This window comes from Alteribacter natronophilus (assembly GCF_006007885.1).
GTDB lineage: Bacteria > Bacillota > Bacilli > Bacillales > Salisediminibacteriaceae > Alteribacter > Alteribacter natronophilus.
The window spans coordinates 74,920-92,197 of the sequence record NZ_VCRO01000006.1; the positions used below are offsets into that span (position 1 = coordinate 74,920).

A 17,278-nucleotide genomic window follows, 5' to 3' on the forward strand; every position below is an offset into this window, starting at 1 on the left:
TAATACGATTCCGGCTCTATCGTATTATTTCCCTTTCTTCTTTCTGCGTTTTGATACGATTCCGGCTCTATCGTATTATTTCCCTTTCTTCTCTCTGCGTTTTAATACGATTCAGGCTTTATCGTATTATGTCTCTCTCTTCTTTCTCCGTTATAATACGATTCCGGCTCTATCGTATTATTTCCCCAGCATGATCCTTTTTTCACACAAAAAAGCCCGGAGAGCGGTTTCCTCTCCGGGCTATCTTAATGATCAGCGGTTTAACGTACCTGGCCGCTTCCTTTCATAACATATTTCACTGTAGTAAGAGCCGGAAGTCCCATTGGGCCGCGGGCATGAAGCTTTTGTGTGGAGATCCCGATCTCAGCACCAAAGCCGAGTGCACTTCCGTCGGTAAAACGGGTTGATGCATTATGGTAAATAGCTGCTGCGTCTACAAGACCTGTGAACTGTGCAGCAGTCCGGGCGTCTTCCGTTACGATCGCTTCGGAATGCTTGGTACCATACGCGTCGATGTGTTCGACTGCTTCTGACGCGTCATCCACAATTTTCACTGCAACGTCAAGACTGAGAAATTCATTTGCCCAGTGGTCTTCTGTCGCTTTTTCCGCACCAGGGAACTCCCCAACAGCACGGTCACAGCCGTAAACGCCGATGCCATGTTCTTTAAGGGCACTTACGAGAGCTTCCTTATTTTCAGCAAGCCACTCACTGTGAATAATAAGCGTTTCCGCTGCATTACAAACCGCCGGGCGGTCTGTCTTGGCGTTGACGAAAATATTAATCGCTTTTTCCACATCAGCCTCTTTGTCAATGTAGATGTGGCAGTTTCCGACACCAGTCTCAAGGACAGGTACGGTCGCGTTGTTCACCACCGCGGAGATGAGCTTGCCGCCGCCTCGGGGGATGAGCACATCGATGTGTTCTTTCATGGTGAACAGCTGCTCAGTCGCGTCGCGGTCCGTGCTGTCGATGAACTGTACAGCATCAGCTGAAACTTCTGTGTTTGCCAGTGCCTCTTTCATAAGACGCACGATCGTACGGTTTGAATGGATGGCAGAGGAACCACCTTTAAGAACGATGGCATTACCTGATTTAAGAGCAAGCCCTGTTGCGTCTACGGTTACGTTAGGGCGTGCCTCATAAATCATGCCGATGACGCCGAGCGGTACGCGAACCGTTTCCACCTGCAGACCATTGTCAAGCGTCCAGTCCGATACGATTTCACCTGCCGGATCCTCGAGTTTCGCCACGTCGCGAAGGCCCTGTGCAAATTCGTTTACACGTGCCTCGCTTAGTGAAAGACGGTCCATATACGCCTCGTCGTAGCCTGCTTTACGGCCGTTCTGAAGGTCCTGTTCATTGGCAGTCAGAATCGCTGCTGTATTCTGGTCAAGGTAGTCGGCAATGGTATGAAGCGCTTCGTTTTTCTTCTCAGTTGAAAGCATGCCGAGATATTTGGAAGCTTTCTGTGCCATCTGTGCCTGTTCTTTTACGTTTACTGGTCCGACTGTAGTCGTCACCCAATCACTCCCTGTATGATTTCAGCCTTTAACCGGCTGTTTAATTCCTGTTGCTGTTGAAATGGTAAATTTACTTTTTTTCTGATTACTATTCGCTTTTTCGAATTGACCGGGCCTGTTATACCCCTACCGGAATCGCAACTTCAAGTTCGCAGACAAACGCTTCACTATTCATAACAGCACCGTCCATTTTATGGTCTCTGGACTTTTCGAGCTGAAAGCGGGTCAGATCCTCCGATGAATAGTTCATCATGCCGAGACCAAGGGCTGTGCCCTGAACATCTTTGATCCGTACAACGGATCCTTTTTTAAAGTGACCGTTGATCTGGTATACCTGGCTCGGAAGAAGGTTGTTTTTGTCTTCAACAATTGCCTCGCGCGCTTCGTCCACGATGGTAATTTCCGCTTCCGGGCCTGAGTTAAATGCAATCCACTGGCGCTTATGATCGAGATTGCATTCGGTTTCCTCACATGTGAAATACGTGCCCCGTGCAGTTTCAGCCACCGCGTCAACGATGATCCATTTTATATTTGAGCGGCCGAGGAATGAAGGAATACCCGATGCCATGGCAATTTTGAAGGCATCAATCTTGGAACGCATGCCCCCTGTACCGACACTTGATCCCGGTTCTCCTGCCATGTCCTCGATTTCATCTGTAATTTCCGTTACTTTTGGAAGCAGTTCCGCGTTTTCGTTTTTGCGCGGATCATCGTCGTACAGTCCGTCAATGTCAGACAGAATAATGAGCTGGTCGGCGTCCACAAGACCTGCCACTTTGGCAGAAAGTGTGTCATTATCGCCGAAACGGAGGCGATCCGTTGTAATCGTGTCGTTTTCGTTGACAATCGGCACGATACCCCGCTCAAGGACAACATTAATCGTGTTTCGGACATTGTTATAGCGTTTCTCGTCAGAGAAGTCGCCTCGTGTAATCAGGATCTGGGAAGCGGCGTATCCGTGGGAAGAGAGCAGTTCGGAGTACGTCTCAATCAGACGGCCCTGACCAACGGAGGCGGCTGCCTGCTTTTCAGGAAGCGTATCCGGGCGGTTGACGAAGCCGAGAGTGCGGTAGCCTGCTGCCACTGCACCGGAGGAGACGAGGAGCACTTCGTGGCCCTGATCCTTCAGTTCGGCAACCTGATCTGTGAGTTTTTCCAGTTTTCTTCTGCTGATATCCCCGGACTGGCTTGTGAGTGAGCTGCTTCCAATCTTGATCACAACTCTTTTAGTAGACGACATTCTATGAAAACTCCTTTGTTTTGTGTTGGTTTCACAATTATCTTTTATATCTATATCGTTACAGGCCGGCGCTTTCCACGGGCATCACTTCAGCCTCCTCGTGAAGATCACCCTGCGGGGTCTTCAGTCGATGCTTTTCCCGTCGGAATCGCCGCCCTCCACTTAATCCTTTTTTTCAGTTGTTTGCTGATTTCTGCTCCTGTGCGCTCTACTCAGCATCGAAGTGTTATTGTTCTACTGGTGCTTTTTCGAGCTGTTCGCTGATTTCCTTTGAGCGGTTCATGGCGCCTTCGACGGCTGCTTTGATGGCTCTTCCGCCGCCGTTTTCTGCGAGGGCGTCAAGACCGGAAGCGGTCGTACCGTTTTTGGACGTAATGTTTTTACGGAGCTGGGCCGGCGTTTCTTCCCGTTCAAGCATCATTTTTGCTGCACCGAGAATCGTCTGTGCGCCGATCTCACGTGCCTGCGCCGGATCCATCCCGTTTTCACGGGCTGTTTTTTCAATATGCTCCATCAGATAATAGTAGTAAGCCGGTCCGCTTCCGGCGATGCCTGTGAAAAGGTCCATCTGTTCCTCTTCAATCACGTACACTTCACCGATTGCACGAAGCAGCTCTTTTGCCATTACCACATTGTTCATCGTGCAGTGGCCGCCCGGTGAAATGGCTGTTGCTGATTCCTGCAGCATACTGGACGTATTCGGCATAACGCGGATGACCTGCTGGCCTTCATTGAGGTGCTCCTCCATAAAGGACGTGCTGATTCCGGCAAGAACACTCATGACCACCTGGTTTGGCTTAATCTGATCCTTTATGGACAGAAGAGACTGTTCCGCATCTTTGGGCTTCATCGCGAGAATGATGACATCAGCTGTTGCAATAGGCAGCTTATCGCGGACAATTCCCTGAACACCGTAACGGTTATGAAGTTCAAGCAGACGGTCTTCATTGCTGTGGTTCGTTACCAGCACCTGCTGTGGTTCAAGTGTTTTCGTTTTTACAATTCCAGAGATCATTGCTTCCGCCATATTTCCTGCTCCGATAAATGCAACACGCATGTCTTTATTCATATCTGTATCGCGCTCCTCTTTTGAGATAATGTGTTTTCACGTTCGTTTTCACAACGATATTAATCGTAACACTATGAAAAATCAGTTCAAGGGGTACAGTGAAGGTAGTGAGGATAACGGGGAAATAGTGAATGAAAGCGCAAACATTCCTCCGGCAGCTTCCCCTAATCGCAATATTTGCCGTTTAAGAGCATGAGAGAGCACGAGACGCTGGTTGAGGCGGCTGTAAGCAGGCAAGCCAAAGTCAAAATTGCGGGACTTTTCCCTAATCTTTAGTCCTTATTCGGAAGTGCCCGGGCATCGGCTGTATCTTAGGGTAATGAGAGATAATAGCTGAATAAGAAATTTAACCACTAAATCACTCGTGCTAAAAACTGAATAAAAAAACTAACCACTAAATCACTCGTGCTAAAAGCTGAATAAATTTACTAACCACTAAATCCACTTCCACTTAAAGCTGAATGTGATATTCCCGCCAAAAAGCCTCAAACCCCCCATCAAACAAAAAACAGACGCCCCAACAAGGGGGCGCCAGCCTCTACATCCTCTTTTTCATTTCAATCAGCTCACTATACTCTTTCTCGAGCTTTTCTTTTTCCTTATCATCCCGGACCTCTGTCAGTCTGCCTGAGATCTCCGACAGCTTCAGGTCGAGCGTGAGGGCATCCATCCGCTCCTCTTCCTCCTTAAGGGTTTGCGTTCCTTCATTAACACCACGCAGGACTGCCTGTTCGTTGCTGATCTCCAGGATTTCATCCGCAACCTGGCGTATAAGAAAGCGATCGTGAGATACAAAGAGAACCGTTCCCGGATAGGCACAGAGTACATCCCCCAGAGCCTCCCGGGACATAAGGTCGAGAAAATTGGTCGGCTCATCGAGAAGCAGGAGATTATAATCACCGAGAAACACCCTGGCCAGTGATGTTTTTACCTTCTCCCCACCGCTAAGCACCGATACGGGCCGCTGGACCGATTCACGCGTGAATCCAAGCCGGGCAAGAACAATTCTGATAAACGTCTCATCGTACCGGCTTTTGTCCACCACATTCCCCAGAACACTCTTTCTTTCATTAAGATCCTCGAGCTGCTGATAAAACATCCCAATCCTCGCTGGTTCGGCGATGCGGATTCCCCGGGTCTCACTGGCAATCGCATAAAGAAGCGTCGACTTCCCCGCTCCGTTTGCCCCTGTGATGGCTACCTTTGTTCCGGGCTTTACGGATCCTGTCAGTCCATTGAAAAGCTCCCGCCCTCCGGCGGATACGGCTGTACGGTCGAAATTGATGACGCTGCGGCTGTGAATTGCCGGGAAGCGCTGAAGATCGAAAGTCACCTTCCGGGCATTCCGGGGCTTTTCCTTTACTTCAAGCTGATCAATCCTGCTCTGAATAGCCTTTGCCCCTTTATCGAGCTTCGCCTTCTGTTTTCCGCTGCTCCGTTTGTGCAGCCTTGCTTCCGAGTTCCCCATCCTGCGCGGGGCTTTTCTGATCGAGGCGGACTTCTGTGACCTCTCCGTTTTAGCCTCTTCAAGCCGTTTTTTTTCCTTTTCGTACTCGTTGTATTCAAACCACTGCCGCTCGACCTGCTGTTCCTTCAGACTCACATACTCAGTGTAATTGCCTTCGTACACGTTCACCCGGCCATCTTCCACTTCCCAGATCTGCGTGCAGATCCGGTCAAGCATTTCCCTGTCGTGAGCGATAAGAAGTACTGCTCCCCGGAACGCAAGCAGTTCCTCCTCCAGCTTTTCCATTCCTTTAATATCAAGATGACTCCCCGGCTCATCAGCAGCAATAAGCTTTGCTTCCTGTGCAAGTGCTTCGGCAATCTTTTTTCTGGTCGCCTCTCCCCCGCTCAGATTAACCCGGTCAGGCACGTGCCATTTGCTTCCGAGTTCAGGGGTCGACAGGTCATCCATCCTCTCCAGCTGGGGAATGTATGCCGCCTCACCATCAAGAGACACGGTTCCACCATCAGGTTCAAGCTCACCCACAAGCATTTTCAATAGTGTCGATTTTCCTTCCCCGTTTCTTCCGACAATGCCGATCCGGTCATTTTCATATACTGCGAGGTCGCCGGTTTTTACCACCGTACGGTCCCCGTATTGTTTTTCAAGATCACTGATCTTCATTAAAAGCATTAAAAAACCTCCCCGAAATCCGGAGAGGAGTCGTGTACGTGTTCAGGTACGGCAAAAAGACACAGCAGTACTGCAGACTGCCGTTTCTCTATATCCGAGTTGAAGTTTACCTGAAAAAGCGCAGACGAATCCTGTCTCCAGACTAAATGTTTGTTTCATTCATTTAGATCCGTATAAACAGAATTAGTTATCCATCGCCTCAGGTACCTTCCTTTCTCAGGTTACTATTATCATATATCTGAACAAACAATGGTGCAATAAAAAAAGAGTCTGGGACATAAGGAAAGTGTTTAGATTAGAATCCGAACAAAAAGCTGATAAGCGGATGAAATATTCGCCGACTCCTGCGGGAGGAAAAGCGCAGGTGAGACCCCGCAGTGCGAAGCACGCGGAGGCTCAGCCGCTTCCCGCGGAAAGCGGCGAATATTTCAGTAGCGATTTACCTGCACCGCATATTGGCTGTTCGGATTTTCGTCTGTAAAAATACTTCTGTCCCAGCCACCCGTCCCATTATCATCCTTCCACTTCAGTAACGTCGAAAAAATCATAAGTCTCGTAACTGAAGCTGATGTTTTCAGGAATCTTAAGATAAATAATATGAGGACCCTGTTTATAATCACTGTAAAAAGTGGCAGAGACTCCCCCATCGGCAAACTGCCGTGCAGGGAAAACCGCTTCAAAAATACTTACACTGATACGGTCATCCTCCGGGATGGAGACCCACAGCTGCTCCTCCAGCTCATTCAGCCCTGCCCTGAATGGTTCAAACCTGTCTGTAATGTCGTACCCGTTGATGTGCGATGATCCAGAAAAGTGGTACAGTTCGATGTTATTGCCGTCAGCCGGTTCAGTAACCAGCGACACATTGCCGTGGCTGTTCATCAGCATCTCCAGATCAAGCTCGTTTCCCACATAAGTAAACGTATAATGTCCTCTCAGGAATTTTTCGTCAATCTGATTCAGGTTTCCTGCTGAAACACGATCCAGCAGAGCTTCATTTTCCGCCTCATAATAATCATCCGGATGGAACTCACCGCCGGAATGAAAGAGGAATACGATCAGGACACTGGCCGCAAGCACTGCTCCATAGCCTGCAAGGACAAAGTTGCGTACACGGCGCATGCCCGGCCTGACGCCAAAAGTCTGACTCTTTCCGATCATAAGGAAAACCCCGGCTAAAATGATCAGACCGAGAACGATAATTAAGTTTGTCGCTCCCACTTACATCACCTCCAGGCGATCGGTCATCCAGGCTGACAGACCAAAGCATAGAGCTGCCAGGCCAAGCATTTTTACTAAAAAAAGCCAAATGGATTCTTCCAGAAAAACCATTGCAAATAACGGTCCGGCTTCGACCACCCATCCGCTGAAAAGAAAACCGAAAAATGCAGCCGGAATAACAACCTTCATTACAGGATGGAGCTGAACGGCACTTCCCGCCAGATAACCGAGAGCAGCGGCCATCAGAATATATAAACTTGTAGAAAAGATCCCTGCTGCAGCCGTGCTGACTCCATACATGCCTCCGCCAAGGTGTAATATGATTTCACTGTTAATCAATATCAGAATGACGGCAAGCAGAAATCCAGACAGTATGGCGGTTATACCGCTGATCACGCTGATAATACCGAGAAAAACAGCATTGGACACGTTACTTGTCAGCCGGTTTGTTACAAACACAAAGTCATGTTTTCGATCCTCTTTTGTTGTAAGCAGAACAGCTGTAACAAATGCCCAGATACCTGTAAAAATAATGACAGTCATTGAAGAATACTGAGTACCGGCAACTGTGTAAATTCCTCCCATTGAAAATGAACCTGTACCACCGAGGGAAAAAAGAATACCGAGCAGCTGAACAAACATTAGAGTTGTAAATGCTCCTTTATAAGTGCGCATCTTATATATGATCTGCTTTTTAATTACATCACCGGTGCTGATTTCATTCAAAGACATCATCGATTCCCCCTTTCCGTTCATCGGTGAGATAGACGCACACATCACTTGCGGAAACAGGAGAAAGATCGAGCTGTTTTTCCCTGGCCTCTTTTATATGTGTGTCGTGAATCGTATTTTCCACGACGGCGTATAGCCGGCCTGCAGGCCCACTTCTTCTTGCAATGATGTTCTTTCCGCCCAGCCAGTTCGTAACCGCACGCTCGCTGCCCTGTATAGAAACAGCGTATTCTTTCAGATCAGAAACCGGCATATGCAGGTGTTCCCGGCCGTTTTTAATGAGCAGCACATCTTCAAGCAGATCCTCAATTTCGCTCAGATGATGGCTGGATAGAAGAACCGTCCTCGGGTGAGCAATATAATCCTTTAACAGTGCCCGGTAAAAATCCTTACGGACAGCTTCATCCATTCCTGTAGTCGGCTCATCGAAAATCGTGAGCGGGGAGCGCGAGGCGAGGCCAAAAATCGCGTTAAACATACTTCTTTTCCCTTTGGACAGCCGCTCATGAATGTCATGCCTGGTGAAGCCGAAATACTCAAACAGCCTGCCTGCCAGTTCATGATCCCAGTTCCGGTAAAAATTCTGTCCCTCCTCAAGAATTTCCAAGCATGTAAGGCCGTTTGGAAGATTCATAGTATCATTGATAAAAACGATATTGGCCGAAACCGTCAGGGAGTTAAAAGGATTCGCCCCAAATACCTGTATTTCCCCGTCAGTCACTCGCCTGTGCCCGGCAATCATATTCAGAAGTGTTGTTTTTCCTGCTCCGTTTCTACCAATGATCCCTGTGATTTTGTTCTTCTCAATCGTGCACGAAAGCTCGTTGAGAGCCCGCTTGTTTTTATATGTCTTCGTAATCTCCCTGCATTGAACAGCTGTGGTCATTTTTCCTCACCCTCCCCCTTCTGATTGACTTCCCTGATCATGCGGATGACTTCCTCTTCGCTTATATTCAGGTGCTTCGCCTCTGCCACAATTTCCTCCACGAGCCGTCTCAACGTCTGATCCTTCCTTTTTTCGAGGATCGCCTCCCTGGCGCCGCCTGCTACAAACATACCGAGTCCCCGTTTTTTGTAGAGTATTTCCTCTTCCACCAGCTTCGTCAGTCCTTTTGCTGCCGTAGCCGGATTGATATTGAACATTTCCGCGAGCTGATACTGCGAAAAAACCTTCTCATCGTAGCCGAAGTTTCCGTTTAAAATTTCGGTTTCCAGCCACTCCGAGATTTGTATGTAAATCGGCTTGGCCCCGTCGGTATTAAGATTCAAAAGCGAACACCCCCTATCTGACATAGTGCATTAGTGATGTAATGTAGTATACTCTGTTTTTCCAGTTTATGCAATTGTAAATCCGGCTGTGCAGGTTTATTAGTTTTCGTATCCCCCTCAAATAACCATTTGAAAAAGGCAGCAAAAAAACCGCCCCCAAAGCTGTGGGAGCGGTCTTCCTCTATTCAATCCTTACACATTTTCAATTTCCCGGACGATTACATCCAGTGCGCTTCCCTGGCCTGAAGCTTTCATCGTTTCTACATACATCGTACGTTTTTCGTTTACCTGATCAAGCGCTTTGGCAAGGGAATCCTTTGTGAGGTCCTCTTCCTCCAGCTTGATGGCAAAGCCTTTATCCTCAAAGGACTGGGCGTTCATAATCTGGTCGCCGCGGCTCTGCTTCCGTGTAAGCGGAATGATAATCATCGGGATCTGCAACGCAAGAAATTCAAAGATCGCATTCGAACCGCCACGGGTAATGACGAGGTTTGTGGCAGCGAGAATATCGGCCAGTTCCTCATTGACATACTCGAACTGACGGTACCCCTCCCGCCCTTCAAGCTCCTCATCGAGATTGTTTTTTCCGCAGAGATGAACAATCTGGTAGGTTTTTGTAAGTTCATCAAGGTTTTCACGTACGGTTTCGTTGATCCGCTTCGCTCCAAGGCTTCCACCCATGATCGTGAGGACGGGTTTTTGCTCATGGAAACCGAGAAACTGCCTTCCATCCCCTGCTGATCCGGTAAGAATGCCTTTTCGGATCGGCGACCCGATCACGGTCGTTTTGGATGCAGGGAAATACTTTTTTGTTTCCTCGAAAGATGTAAAGATCTTCGTGGAAAAACGCTGTGAGATTTTGTTTGCAAGACCCGGAGTCATGTCGCTTTCATGGATAAAGATGGGGATACGCAGTGATTTAGCCGCGATAATAACCGGGACGGAAACAAATCCGCCTTTTGAAAACACAAGATCGGGCTTCAGACGCTTTAGAACCCTGCGCGCTTCGTGACAGCCTTTCACAACCCGGAACATATCGACCAGGTTTTCGAAATCAATGTAGCGTCTCAGCTTTCCGCTTCTGATGCCGTGATAGGGAACACCGATCTTCTCGATCAGCTCTTTTTCAATTCCCTTTTTTGAACCAATGTATTGAATGTCCCATTTACTCCGGTCCATTTCATCGATAACAGCAATATTGGGCGTCACGTGTCCGGCCGTTCCGCCGCCCGTGAATACGATAGTTTTTTTACTCATAAGTCCTCCTGAAGATTGTGCAGTCTTTTTCCATTATAGCGGATTGGAAGTGTCCAGTCATTCTTCTAATTTCCTAATAAAATGATAGAAAAAGAGAGGAGGTGACCTCTGTGAATCCCGAAAGCCTGATCCGCACCGGGCTGAGCCAGCTTGGGAAGCCTTATAAATTTAATGCCCGGCCGCTTCAGACGAAAAACTTCGACTGCAGCTCGTTTATCCAGCATATTCACAGCGAGCATGGGGTCGCCCTCCCGCGTACCTCCCGCCAGCAGTACCTTGCCTGCACACCCGTTGCCATTGATGACCTTCAGCCCGGGGACCTCCTGTTTTTCACTACCCGTCGACGCAGGAAACGTGAAGGCATCTCAAAAATTGGACATGTTGCCCTGTATATAGGAAAAGGCCGTATCCTTCATACGTACCGCCCCCATAATAAAGTCACCGTATCCAAAATGAAAGGACGCTGGAAAAAGACCGCCCTTGCCGCAGGGCGCCCCCGCCAACAGTAATTGTATGAAACCTCCCGTCATTTCTTTCGTAAAAAAGACAGCAGTTCATTTTCAGGGAGGCATTTCTTATGACTACTAAATCAAACCGGGTCTTCTTTTCGGATAACTTCTTCTCCGCCGGAAAAACACCCATTTATAACGAAGCCGGAGAAGAGACAGGAAGTCTGGACCTGCAGAGTGCATTTAATTCCAATGTGGATATTCTGTCACGTAACGGCGAGATGCTTATGCAGGGAAGCCTCGCTTTTCTCCTGAACCAGTGGAAAATCACGGGCGATCGGGGAGAGGAAACAGGTGTACTGAAGCAGAATTTCACTCTTTTCAGCAGAAAGTTTGAATACCGGGCCGGAAGCCGCGGCACGTACCGGATCGAGGGAGAACCTTTTTCCCATCAGTATACGATAGCGGGTGAGGATGGTTATATGCACGGGGACTTTCACCGGACAAGCGCCTTTTTCCAGTCGGGCTCCTTTGAACTGATCAACCATTCGGATGTACTGACAGATGAAGAGCTTATTGCAGTAGTGATGGGCGTGCACATGCTGAACAAACGAAAAAGAAGGCGTCAGAATAACTGACGCAGGAAGAGGCTGGACATAAGGAAAGTTTTTAGATGAGAATCCGAACAAAAAGCTGACAAGCGGATGTAATATTCGCCGACTCCTGCGGGAGGAAAAGCGCAGGTGAGACCCCTTAAGTAGCGAAGCACGCGGAGGCTCAGCCGCTTCCCGCGGAAAGCGGCGTATATTTCAGGAGCGATTTACCTGCACCGCATAGTGATTGTTCTTCTGTAAAAACACTTCTGTTAGTAAGTCTGTTTCCCCGGGCAGAGCGGTATTACAGATCAGCATCCAGCCATCCCGCCTGCTTCCAGATGCTGTTCTTCGATATGTACAACCTCTGTTTCGGGATGAACCCACGCCACCTTCTTTGCAAAAGTCTCCACTCCGAACAGCTCCGTATATGTGTGACTGCCGACAATCATATTAAGACCGAGAAACTCGGCATACTGAATCGAGTAGAGGGTTGCCTCTCCGGTTATGTAGGTGTCACAGTTCTGATCGTTGGCATACTTCAAGTGACCGGTGAGATTTCCCGCTCCTGTAAGAATGCCGATTCGCTCGATTTTTTTATCATTGTTTTTCCACACCCGGACGGGTTCACCGAGGACTGACTGTATCCTGTCCGAGAGGCTTTTCAGGCTGAGGGGCTGAGGCAGCCCGGCAACAGCCGGTGTTTCCTGCGTTTCCCAGCCCGAGTGGGTGATCACTTCGGCTCCGACCTTTACCGCAAGCGACGGAGCTGTGCCGAACCAGCTGAAATCCAGAGGGCCGTGAACGTAAAAGTGAGACATGCTGTTTTTTTGAAGCAGCTTTTGACAAGTTTCTTTCATTCCATACAGGATGTCGTCCCAGGCGTCGTGATGAGTAACGAGCAGGTCCACGTCTGCATTTGCGGCCTTTTCAATGACTTCCGGGGACAAATTAACGGCATAACCGATCCGATACATCTCTTTATCCGCATTAAACGTAACGCCCCAGTCATCAGAGAATTCCTGCAGCACTTTTTCCGGAAAAAACTCCCCCACTGTACTTAAAAACGCTTCCATTTTCACTCTGACCGGCCCCTTCCCTACTCATTGAATTTAGTCACCGTTTCCCCTTCATGATAGACCGTGTACGTATGCCCGGATCCGGTTTCTGTAATCTCTACAAGGTAAACTTCATATTCCCCGTACACACGGTAAAACCCCGGTGCAGCACGGACAATGTCTTCAACATAAACACCTTCTCCGAGAAGAACTTCACGGAGGTGCTCGTCTTCAAAAAAAACCATCAGCTTTTCCTCTGCTTCCGCCTCTTCCGGACCTGACGATGCTGTAAAGTACACACTCAGAATTCCTGCTGCAGAGAGAATGACTGCAAACACAACCGTTCCCCACTTATTCACGGAAACGCCCCCTTATTCATATTGGTCAGAAACTGCTGTTTAATGCCTCAATGAGAGACAGGATAAAAATCATAATCCCCGGAAAAAGAACAAGGTTGCCGATCATGAGCGGAAGTCCCTGCTTCACGTTCCGGTTCAGTGTAATACCGGAAAAAATCAATCCCGCCGGAGTGAGGATCAGATTCACGATCCAGAGTGGTACAGCTGTAAAAGGCAGAGTGACCGCAGGAGCGGTAAATGTTACAACCCAGACTGCAGCTGCTGAAAATAGACAGACAGCTGCCGGTATCCCGCTTCCTCTCATAATGCCAGCTCCTTTTTAGTCAGAATTATATGAATTCAGAGTACCACAAATGTCTTCTGTTGTGAGCATGAAAAATCCCCGGCCTCACTCTCGTGAACAGCCGGGGCATAATTTAGCGGTCTTCTTTTACTTTCCCTGAAGCTTCCTGGAACTCGCCTTTTACTTTATCCTTCTTTCCTTCTTTCTGGAGGTTCCGGTCATCTGAGGCATTTCCTGCCTGATCCTTGAATTCTCCTTTTGTTTTGCTGACAGCGCTTTTTACCTTGTCGGATACACTTTCTTTGTTATCAGCCATGAGATCAGCCTCCTTCTTATCGTTACATATCTCATTACCGTTTTGAGCAATGGTAAAACGTTCGATCTCTGGTAAACTGGTATATAACCAACAAGAAAGAAAGGGCGTACTGCAATGAGAAGATGGTTCCTGCCAGCAGGCACTATGCTGCTTGTCGGCGGCTGTGCAAATGAGGCGGCTGAAGAAAACAGCACCGTTCATGCAGCAGCTGCTGCCAGCATGTATCATGCTTTTACCGATATAGGAAAGGAATTTGAAGAAGAAACGGGTATAGAAGTGATCTTCACCTTCAGTTCAACCGGACAGATCAGCAGGCAGATTGAGGAAGGGGCTCCCTATGATCTGTTCGCTGCTGCAGGCGAAGATTACGTTTACGACCTGACCAGATCAGGCCACATTGATGAAGATTCCTTTTTCCCCTTCGCATACGGTGTTATCGGCCTTGTATTTGAGGAGGACGTTATGGGGACCCCTGTATCGGCTGAAACGCTGACAGAAGATCACGTGAACCGTATTGCCATTGCCAACCCGGAACACGCGCCATACGGGAAAGCTGCCAAGGAAGCGATGGAAACATGGGGGATTTGGGATGAAGTTGAGGATAAAGTGATTTATGGCGATAATATCCGCCAGTCCTATCAGCACGTGGAAACCGGTAATGCCGATGTGGGGGTTGTATCACTGGCATTAATGGAAGAAAACAGTTCACTGGAGTTTCAGGAAATTCCTCTTACAGATCACAATCCTATTGTGATGGCTCTCGGTATAACCGAGCAGGCAGAAAACCGAAGCGGTGCTGAAGCATTTTCCGACTTTCTCACCACCGGAACAGGACAGCAGATTCTCAGGGATCACGGGTTTCTGTTTCCGGAGGACTGATCGATGGATACTTTGTGGGTTCCACTGCTCCTTTCACTGAAAGTCGCCGCTATTGCAACAATGATTGCGTTTTTTGCCGGTGTACTCCTTGCGTGGCTTTTTACAATGAAGAAAAATATCTGGACCGAGGGCCTCAGCCTTTTGACCATGCTCCCTCTCGTCCTTCCTCCCACAGTCCTCGGTTATTACCTGCTCGTGGGACTCGGGCGGAGAAGCCCTCTCGGTCAGTGGTATGAAGCAATTACCGGTTCCCCGATCGTCTTCACATGGCAGGCGGCCGTCATTGCCGCCGCGATTGCGGCACTGCCGCTGGTAGTTCGGCCTGTGCAGGCAGCGTTTGAATCCATCAGCCGTCAAAGCCTTGAAGCCGCTCAGCTGGACGGTGCCAATCAATGGCAGCTTCTAATCAGGATCATCCTTCCCCTTTCAATCCCGGGAATAGTGGCAGGGGTAGTCTTAGGTTTTGCGAGAGCCATGGGGGAATTCGGTGCTACACTTATGGTCGCCGGCAACATTCCCGGACAGACACAGACTCTCTCCATTGCCATTTATGACGCCGTACAGGCGAACCGGATGGATGATGCTCATATGATGGTTATTGTTTTAAGTATTATTACTGTGGGTTTCCTGTTTATTATCTCCCGGAGTGCCGGACGTGTGCGGTAGTACATAGCGCTGGTTGGGCTGTGGGCGTGCGGAATTGTGCCGTTTCGTGGATATTCAGTGATTTAAGGTTGATAAGTTGTGCATCCGGGACAGAACAGGCTGGGACAGAAGTGTTTATATAGATGAAAATCCGAACAATCACTATGCGCTGCAGGTAAATCGCTCCTGAAATATTCGCCGCTTTCCGCGGGAAGCGGCTGAGCCTCCGCGTGCTTCGCACTGCGGGGTCTCACCTGCGCTTTTCCTCCCGCAGGAGTCGGCGAATATTTCATCCGCTTGCCAGCTTTTTGTTCGGATTATCACCTAAACACTTTTCTTCTGTCCCAGCCTCTTTTCTTTCCCCACACCTCTGAAGTTTCTACTCTTCTTCCACAGCACGGATATGCCCGGGCCTGTCTTCAACTTCATGGCGCAGCTTTTCGAGTTTGTTATCCCAGAATCGGTCGAACCAGGCGAGCCACTCGCGAAGCTCATTCAGGGCTTCAGGCTCCAGCCGGTACCGTTTTTCCCTTCCGGCTTTTCTCACAGAAACCAGTTCTGCTTCAGCCAGCACTTTGAGGTGCTTTGAAATTGCCGGACGGCTCATGGCAAACCGGCTGCTGATCCTGGTCACCGCCATGTCCTCATTTGCCAGCATCTGCACAATTTCCCGGCGGGTAGGATCTGCTACAGCCTGAAAAACATCATGCTTCCTCTCAGCTGCCATTTACTTTTCTACCACATTTCGAAGGTCTTCAAGTACGATTTTGTCCCACCCGTTGTTCATCCGTTCACGGATCTCCGCTTGCGTCTGATCAGGTCCTGGTCCCGGAACGATTTCATCAGCATCTCCCCATCCACTGTGAACGAGTGTAAATGCTGTTTTTTCACCTTTTTCCTCCAGAAGGAACGACACTACCCAGCCGTTATCGCCCCAAGTAAATGTCAATTCCCGAGGAGGCTCAAGCACGGCCACCCGGCACGGCACAGGGCCGAATGGGGACTGAATTGTAAACGAGGCATCTTTTTCGGCACGGAAATCGTTATCCATAAACCAGGAGGCAATTCCCTCTGCTGTAGCTACAGCCGACCAGACACGATCGATCGGCGCATTAAAAACGGTTTCCTTTCTAATTTCAGGTACATGACTCAATTTGCAACACTCCTCAGTTAAAATGTAACCAAATGGTTTCGTAACATACGCCGATTATACGAAACCTGATGGTTACACGTCAACTAGTGTTCCATAATTTCCAGACTAACCGCCTCCCCAATGGCCTTAAAGCGGACTGTCCCGCCCACCGGGAAGGTGAGGTGCGGGGTTGTATGGCCAAAATCCGCTCCATAAATAACCGGTATATCGTCCAGCTCCGGTTTGGAGCCGATTACCGCTGCCACATCCACCGGCGTCATTTCTGATTTCTTCTGAAAGCGGCCGATTACAATTCCACGGATCCCTTCTGCTTCAGGAAGATGGAGAAGCGACTGAAGATCACGGTCAAATGTTCCGGCATCAACAAGGAAATCGTCTTCCAGAAAAAGAACTGCCCCCTTCAGATCCGGCATGAATCCGGTTCCCTGGAGCAGGTTCAGTGTGCAAAGGTTCCCTCCAATGATCCGGCCTTCAGCCTTGCCTTTTGAGATTACGTGGTACCCTTCATTCGGAACAAAATTCCGGTTCTCCTGATCCATATACCAGGGATCGTCACTCCAGCTTTCAGAAGCCTCCACTTTAAATGCATCATTCTTCATCAGACACCTTTCAAAGTAATCGAGGGTGTAATCGAGCCCTTTTTTCATGCCAAAGGAGGAAAAATGAGGCCCGGAGTAGGTAACCAGACCGGTTTTTGCCAGTATGGCGTTACTGAGGGCCGTAATATCGGAGTACCCGCAGAGCACCTTCGGATTCGCGCGGATCACCTCATAGTCGAGATCCCGAAGGAGCTGATTACTGTTATGACCGCCGATAACGGTGAGGATTCCTTTTACATCAGCATCCTCGAACGCTTCATGAAGATCGGTGAGACGGGATTCTACAGCCGAGGAATGGAACCGGTTTTCTTCCTCCACGTGCCGGCCGAATGTTACCTTCAGACCGAGAGCTTCGAGTCTCTCAATTGCCAGTTTCCTCACGTCCTCACTGATGATCCCGAGACTCCGTGAGGGTGCAACGACCCGGATTTCGTCTCCCCGTTTTAATTTTTCCGGAAAAATCATATCGATCCTCTCCTTTTTCCCTGATTGA

The 17,278-nt window shown here is 48.9% G+C and carries 21 protein-coding genes; 5 read left to right on the forward strand and 16 right to left on the reverse strand.

Features of this window, described 5'->3' with window-relative positions:
* On the forward strand, nt 1-289 hold a 289-nt coding region (locus FGB90_RS19855), incomplete at its 5' end, for a hypothetical protein (RefSeq protein ID WP_210237256.1).
* Here FGB90_RS19855 and FGB90_RS16800 read toward each other — a convergent pair.
* The 9 genes from FGB90_RS16800 to murG form a co-directional block, all read right to left on the reverse strand.
* Nucleotides 261-1,523, reverse strand: a complete 1,263-nt coding sequence (locus tag FGB90_RS16800; protein ID WP_281280070.1) for a glutamate-5-semialdehyde dehydrogenase — start codon at nt 1,521-1,523, stop codon at nt 261-263. The genes FGB90_RS19855 and FGB90_RS16800 overlap by 29 nt on opposite strands.
* A 118-nt stretch (nt 1,524-1,641) precedes the next feature.
* Nucleotides 1,642-2,763: a glutamate 5-kinase gene (gene proB, locus FGB90_RS16805; protein ID WP_138812029.1), complete on the reverse strand. Its 1,122-nt coding sequence runs from the start codon at nt 2,761-2,763 to the stop codon at nt 1,642-1,644.
* 226 nt (nt 2,764-2,989) lie between these two features.
* Entirely contained in the window at nt 2,990-3,832 is an 843-nt protein-coding gene (proC, locus tag FGB90_RS16810; RefSeq protein WP_138812030.1) for a pyrroline-5-carboxylate reductase, read from the reverse strand.
* A 538-nt stretch (nt 3,833-4,370) separates the two neighbouring features.
* Nucleotides 4,371-5,972, reverse strand: a complete 1,602-nt coding sequence (abc-f, locus tag FGB90_RS16815) for a ribosomal protection-like ABC-F family protein (RefSeq protein WP_138812031.1) — start codon at nt 5,970-5,972, stop codon at nt 4,371-4,373.
* Nucleotides 5,973-6,485: 513 nt separating this feature from the next.
* A complete protein-coding gene (locus FGB90_RS16820) occupies nt 6,486-7,193 on the reverse strand; it encodes a hypothetical protein (RefSeq protein ID WP_138812032.1) in 708 nt (235 codons plus the stop codon).
* Entirely contained in the window at nt 7,194-7,928 is a 735-nt protein-coding gene (locus FGB90_RS16825) for a hypothetical protein (protein WP_138812033.1), read from the reverse strand. It lies immediately after the preceding gene.
* Nucleotides 7,912-8,811, reverse strand: coding sequence for an ATP-binding cassette domain-containing protein (locus FGB90_RS16830; protein ID WP_138812034.1), 900 nt, complete (start codon nt 8,809-8,811; stop codon nt 7,912-7,914). Before FGB90_RS16830 ends, FGB90_RS16825 begins: the two co-directional genes overlap by 17 nt.
* Entirely contained in the window at nt 8,808-9,194 is a 387-nt protein-coding gene (locus tag FGB90_RS16835) for a GntR family transcriptional regulator (RefSeq protein WP_138812035.1), read from the reverse strand. Before FGB90_RS16835 ends, FGB90_RS16830 begins: the two co-directional genes overlap by 4 nt.
* A 192-nt stretch (nt 9,195-9,386) precedes the next feature.
* The gene (gene murG / locus FGB90_RS16840) at nt 9,387-10,451 is read right to left on the reverse strand and encodes an undecaprenyldiphospho-muramoylpentapeptide beta-N-acetylglucosaminyltransferase (protein WP_138812036.1); all 1,065 of its coding nucleotides are present in this window, start codon (nt 10,449-10,451) and stop codon (nt 9,387-9,389) included.
* Nucleotides 10,452-10,561: 110 nt separating this feature from the next.
* Between murG and FGB90_RS16845 the strand changes: the two genes are divergently transcribed.
* Both FGB90_RS16845 and FGB90_RS16850 read left to right on the forward strand, forming a co-directional pair.
* Nucleotides 10,562-10,960: a C40 family peptidase gene (locus FGB90_RS16845; RefSeq protein WP_171051893.1), complete on the forward strand. Its 399-nt coding sequence runs from the start codon at nt 10,562-10,564 to the stop codon at nt 10,958-10,960.
* A gap of 68 nt (nt 10,961-11,028) precedes the next feature.
* Nucleotides 11,029-11,538: an LURP-one-related/scramblase family protein gene (locus tag FGB90_RS16850; RefSeq protein ID WP_138812038.1), complete on the forward strand. Its 510-nt coding sequence runs from the start codon at nt 11,029-11,031 to the stop codon at nt 11,536-11,538.
* Nucleotides 11,539-11,804: 266 nt separating this feature from the next.
* Here the strand turns inward: FGB90_RS16850 and FGB90_RS16855 are convergent, their stop codons facing one another.
* The 4 genes from FGB90_RS16855 to FGB90_RS16870 form a co-directional block, all read right to left on the reverse strand.
* The gene (locus FGB90_RS16855) at nt 11,805-12,569 is read right to left on the reverse strand and encodes a Nif3-like dinuclear metal center hexameric protein (protein WP_246056246.1); all 765 of its coding nucleotides are present in this window, start codon (nt 12,567-12,569) and stop codon (nt 11,805-11,807) included.
* A 23-nt stretch (nt 12,570-12,592) separates the two neighbouring features.
* A complete protein-coding gene (locus FGB90_RS16860) occupies nt 12,593-12,910 on the reverse strand; it encodes a hypothetical protein (RefSeq protein ID WP_138812040.1) in 318 nt (105 codons plus the stop codon).
* Nucleotides 12,911-12,935: 25 nt separating this feature from the next.
* A complete protein-coding gene (locus tag FGB90_RS16865) occupies nt 12,936-13,214 on the reverse strand; it encodes a hypothetical protein (protein WP_138812041.1) in 279 nt (92 codons plus the stop codon).
* A 112-nt stretch (nt 13,215-13,326) separates the two neighbouring features.
* The gene (locus FGB90_RS16870; protein WP_138812042.1) at nt 13,327-13,509 is read right to left on the reverse strand and encodes a CsbD family protein; all 183 of its coding nucleotides are present in this window, start codon (nt 13,507-13,509) and stop codon (nt 13,327-13,329) included.
* A 114-nt stretch (nt 13,510-13,623) separates the two neighbouring features.
* On the opposite strand from FGB90_RS16870, the gene modA reads away from it, so the two are divergent.
* Nucleotides 13,624-14,388: a molybdate ABC transporter substrate-binding protein gene (gene modA / locus FGB90_RS16875; protein ID WP_138812043.1), complete on the forward strand. Its 765-nt coding sequence runs from the start codon at nt 13,624-13,626 to the stop codon at nt 14,386-14,388.
* Between the two features lie 3 nt (nt 14,389-14,391).
* Nucleotides 14,392-15,054 (forward strand): molybdate ABC transporter permease subunit, encoded by a 663-nt coding sequence (gene modB, locus FGB90_RS16880; RefSeq protein ID WP_138812044.1) that lies wholly within the window; start codon nt 14,392-14,394, stop codon nt 15,052-15,054.
* A gap of 358 nt (nt 15,055-15,412) precedes the next feature.
* On the opposite strand, the gene FGB90_RS16885 is transcribed toward modB, so the two are convergent.
* The 3 genes from FGB90_RS16885 to FGB90_RS16895 form a co-directional block, all read right to left on the reverse strand.
* The gene (locus FGB90_RS16885) at nt 15,413-15,760 is read right to left on the reverse strand and encodes an ArsR/SmtB family transcription factor (protein ID WP_138812045.1); all 348 of its coding nucleotides are present in this window, start codon (nt 15,758-15,760) and stop codon (nt 15,413-15,415) included.
* Nucleotides 15,761-16,186, reverse strand: a complete 426-nt coding sequence (locus FGB90_RS16890; protein WP_138812046.1) for an SRPBCC family protein — start codon at nt 16,184-16,186, stop codon at nt 15,761-15,763. It lies immediately after the preceding gene.
* 83 nt (nt 16,187-16,269) lie between these two features.
* Nucleotides 16,270-17,247, reverse strand: coding sequence for a S66 family peptidase (locus tag FGB90_RS16895; protein WP_138812165.1), 978 nt, complete (start codon nt 17,245-17,247; stop codon nt 16,270-16,272).
* Nucleotides 17,248-17,278 lie beyond the last annotated feature (31 nt).

Excerpts from the sequence above, each read along its gene's own strand:
- proB (WP_138812029.1), bottom strand. The coding sequence starts at position 2,763 with ATGTCGTCTACTAAAAGAGTTGTGATCAAGATTGGAAGCAGCTCACTC.
- proC (WP_138812030.1), bottom strand. The coding sequence starts at position 3,832 with ATGAATAAAGACATGCGTGTTGCATTTATCGGAGCAGGAAATATGGCG.
- abc-f (WP_138812031.1), bottom strand. The coding sequence starts at position 5,972 with ATGCTTTTAATGAAGATCAGTGATCTTGAAAAACAATACGGGGACCGT.
- FGB90_RS16825 (WP_138812033.1), bottom strand. The coding sequence starts at position 7,928 with ATGATGTCTTTGAATGAAATCAGCACCGGTGATGTAATTAAAAAGCAG.
- FGB90_RS16830 (WP_138812034.1), bottom strand. The coding sequence starts at position 8,811 with ATGACCACAGCTGTTCAATGCAGGGAGATTACGAAGACATATAAAAAC.
- murG (WP_138812036.1), bottom strand. The coding sequence starts at position 10,451 with ATGAGTAAAAAAACTATCGTATTCACGGGCGGCGGAACGGCCGGACAC.
- FGB90_RS16850 (WP_138812038.1), top strand. The coding sequence starts at position 11,029 with ATGACTACTAAATCAAACCGGGTCTTCTTTTCGGATAACTTCTTCTCC.
- FGB90_RS16855 (WP_246056246.1), bottom strand. The coding sequence starts at position 12,569 with ATGGAAGCGTTTTTAAGTACAGTGGGGGAGTTTTTTCCGGAAAAAGTG.
- FGB90_RS16865 (WP_138812041.1), bottom strand. The coding sequence starts at position 13,214 with ATGAGAGGAAGCGGGATACCGGCAGCTGTCTGTCTATTTTCAGCAGCT.
- FGB90_RS16870 (WP_138812042.1), bottom strand. The coding sequence starts at position 13,509 with ATGGCTGATAACAAAGAAAGTGTATCCGACAAGGTAAAAAGCGCTGTC.
- modA (WP_138812043.1), top strand. The coding sequence starts at position 13,624 with ATGAGAAGATGGTTCCTGCCAGCAGGCACTATGCTGCTTGTCGGCGGC.
- modB (WP_138812044.1), top strand. The coding sequence starts at position 14,392 with ATGGATACTTTGTGGGTTCCACTGCTCCTTTCACTGAAAGTCGCCGCT.
- FGB90_RS16885 (WP_138812045.1), bottom strand. The coding sequence starts at position 15,760 with ATGGCAGCTGAGAGGAAGCATGATGTTTTTCAGGCTGTAGCAGATCCT.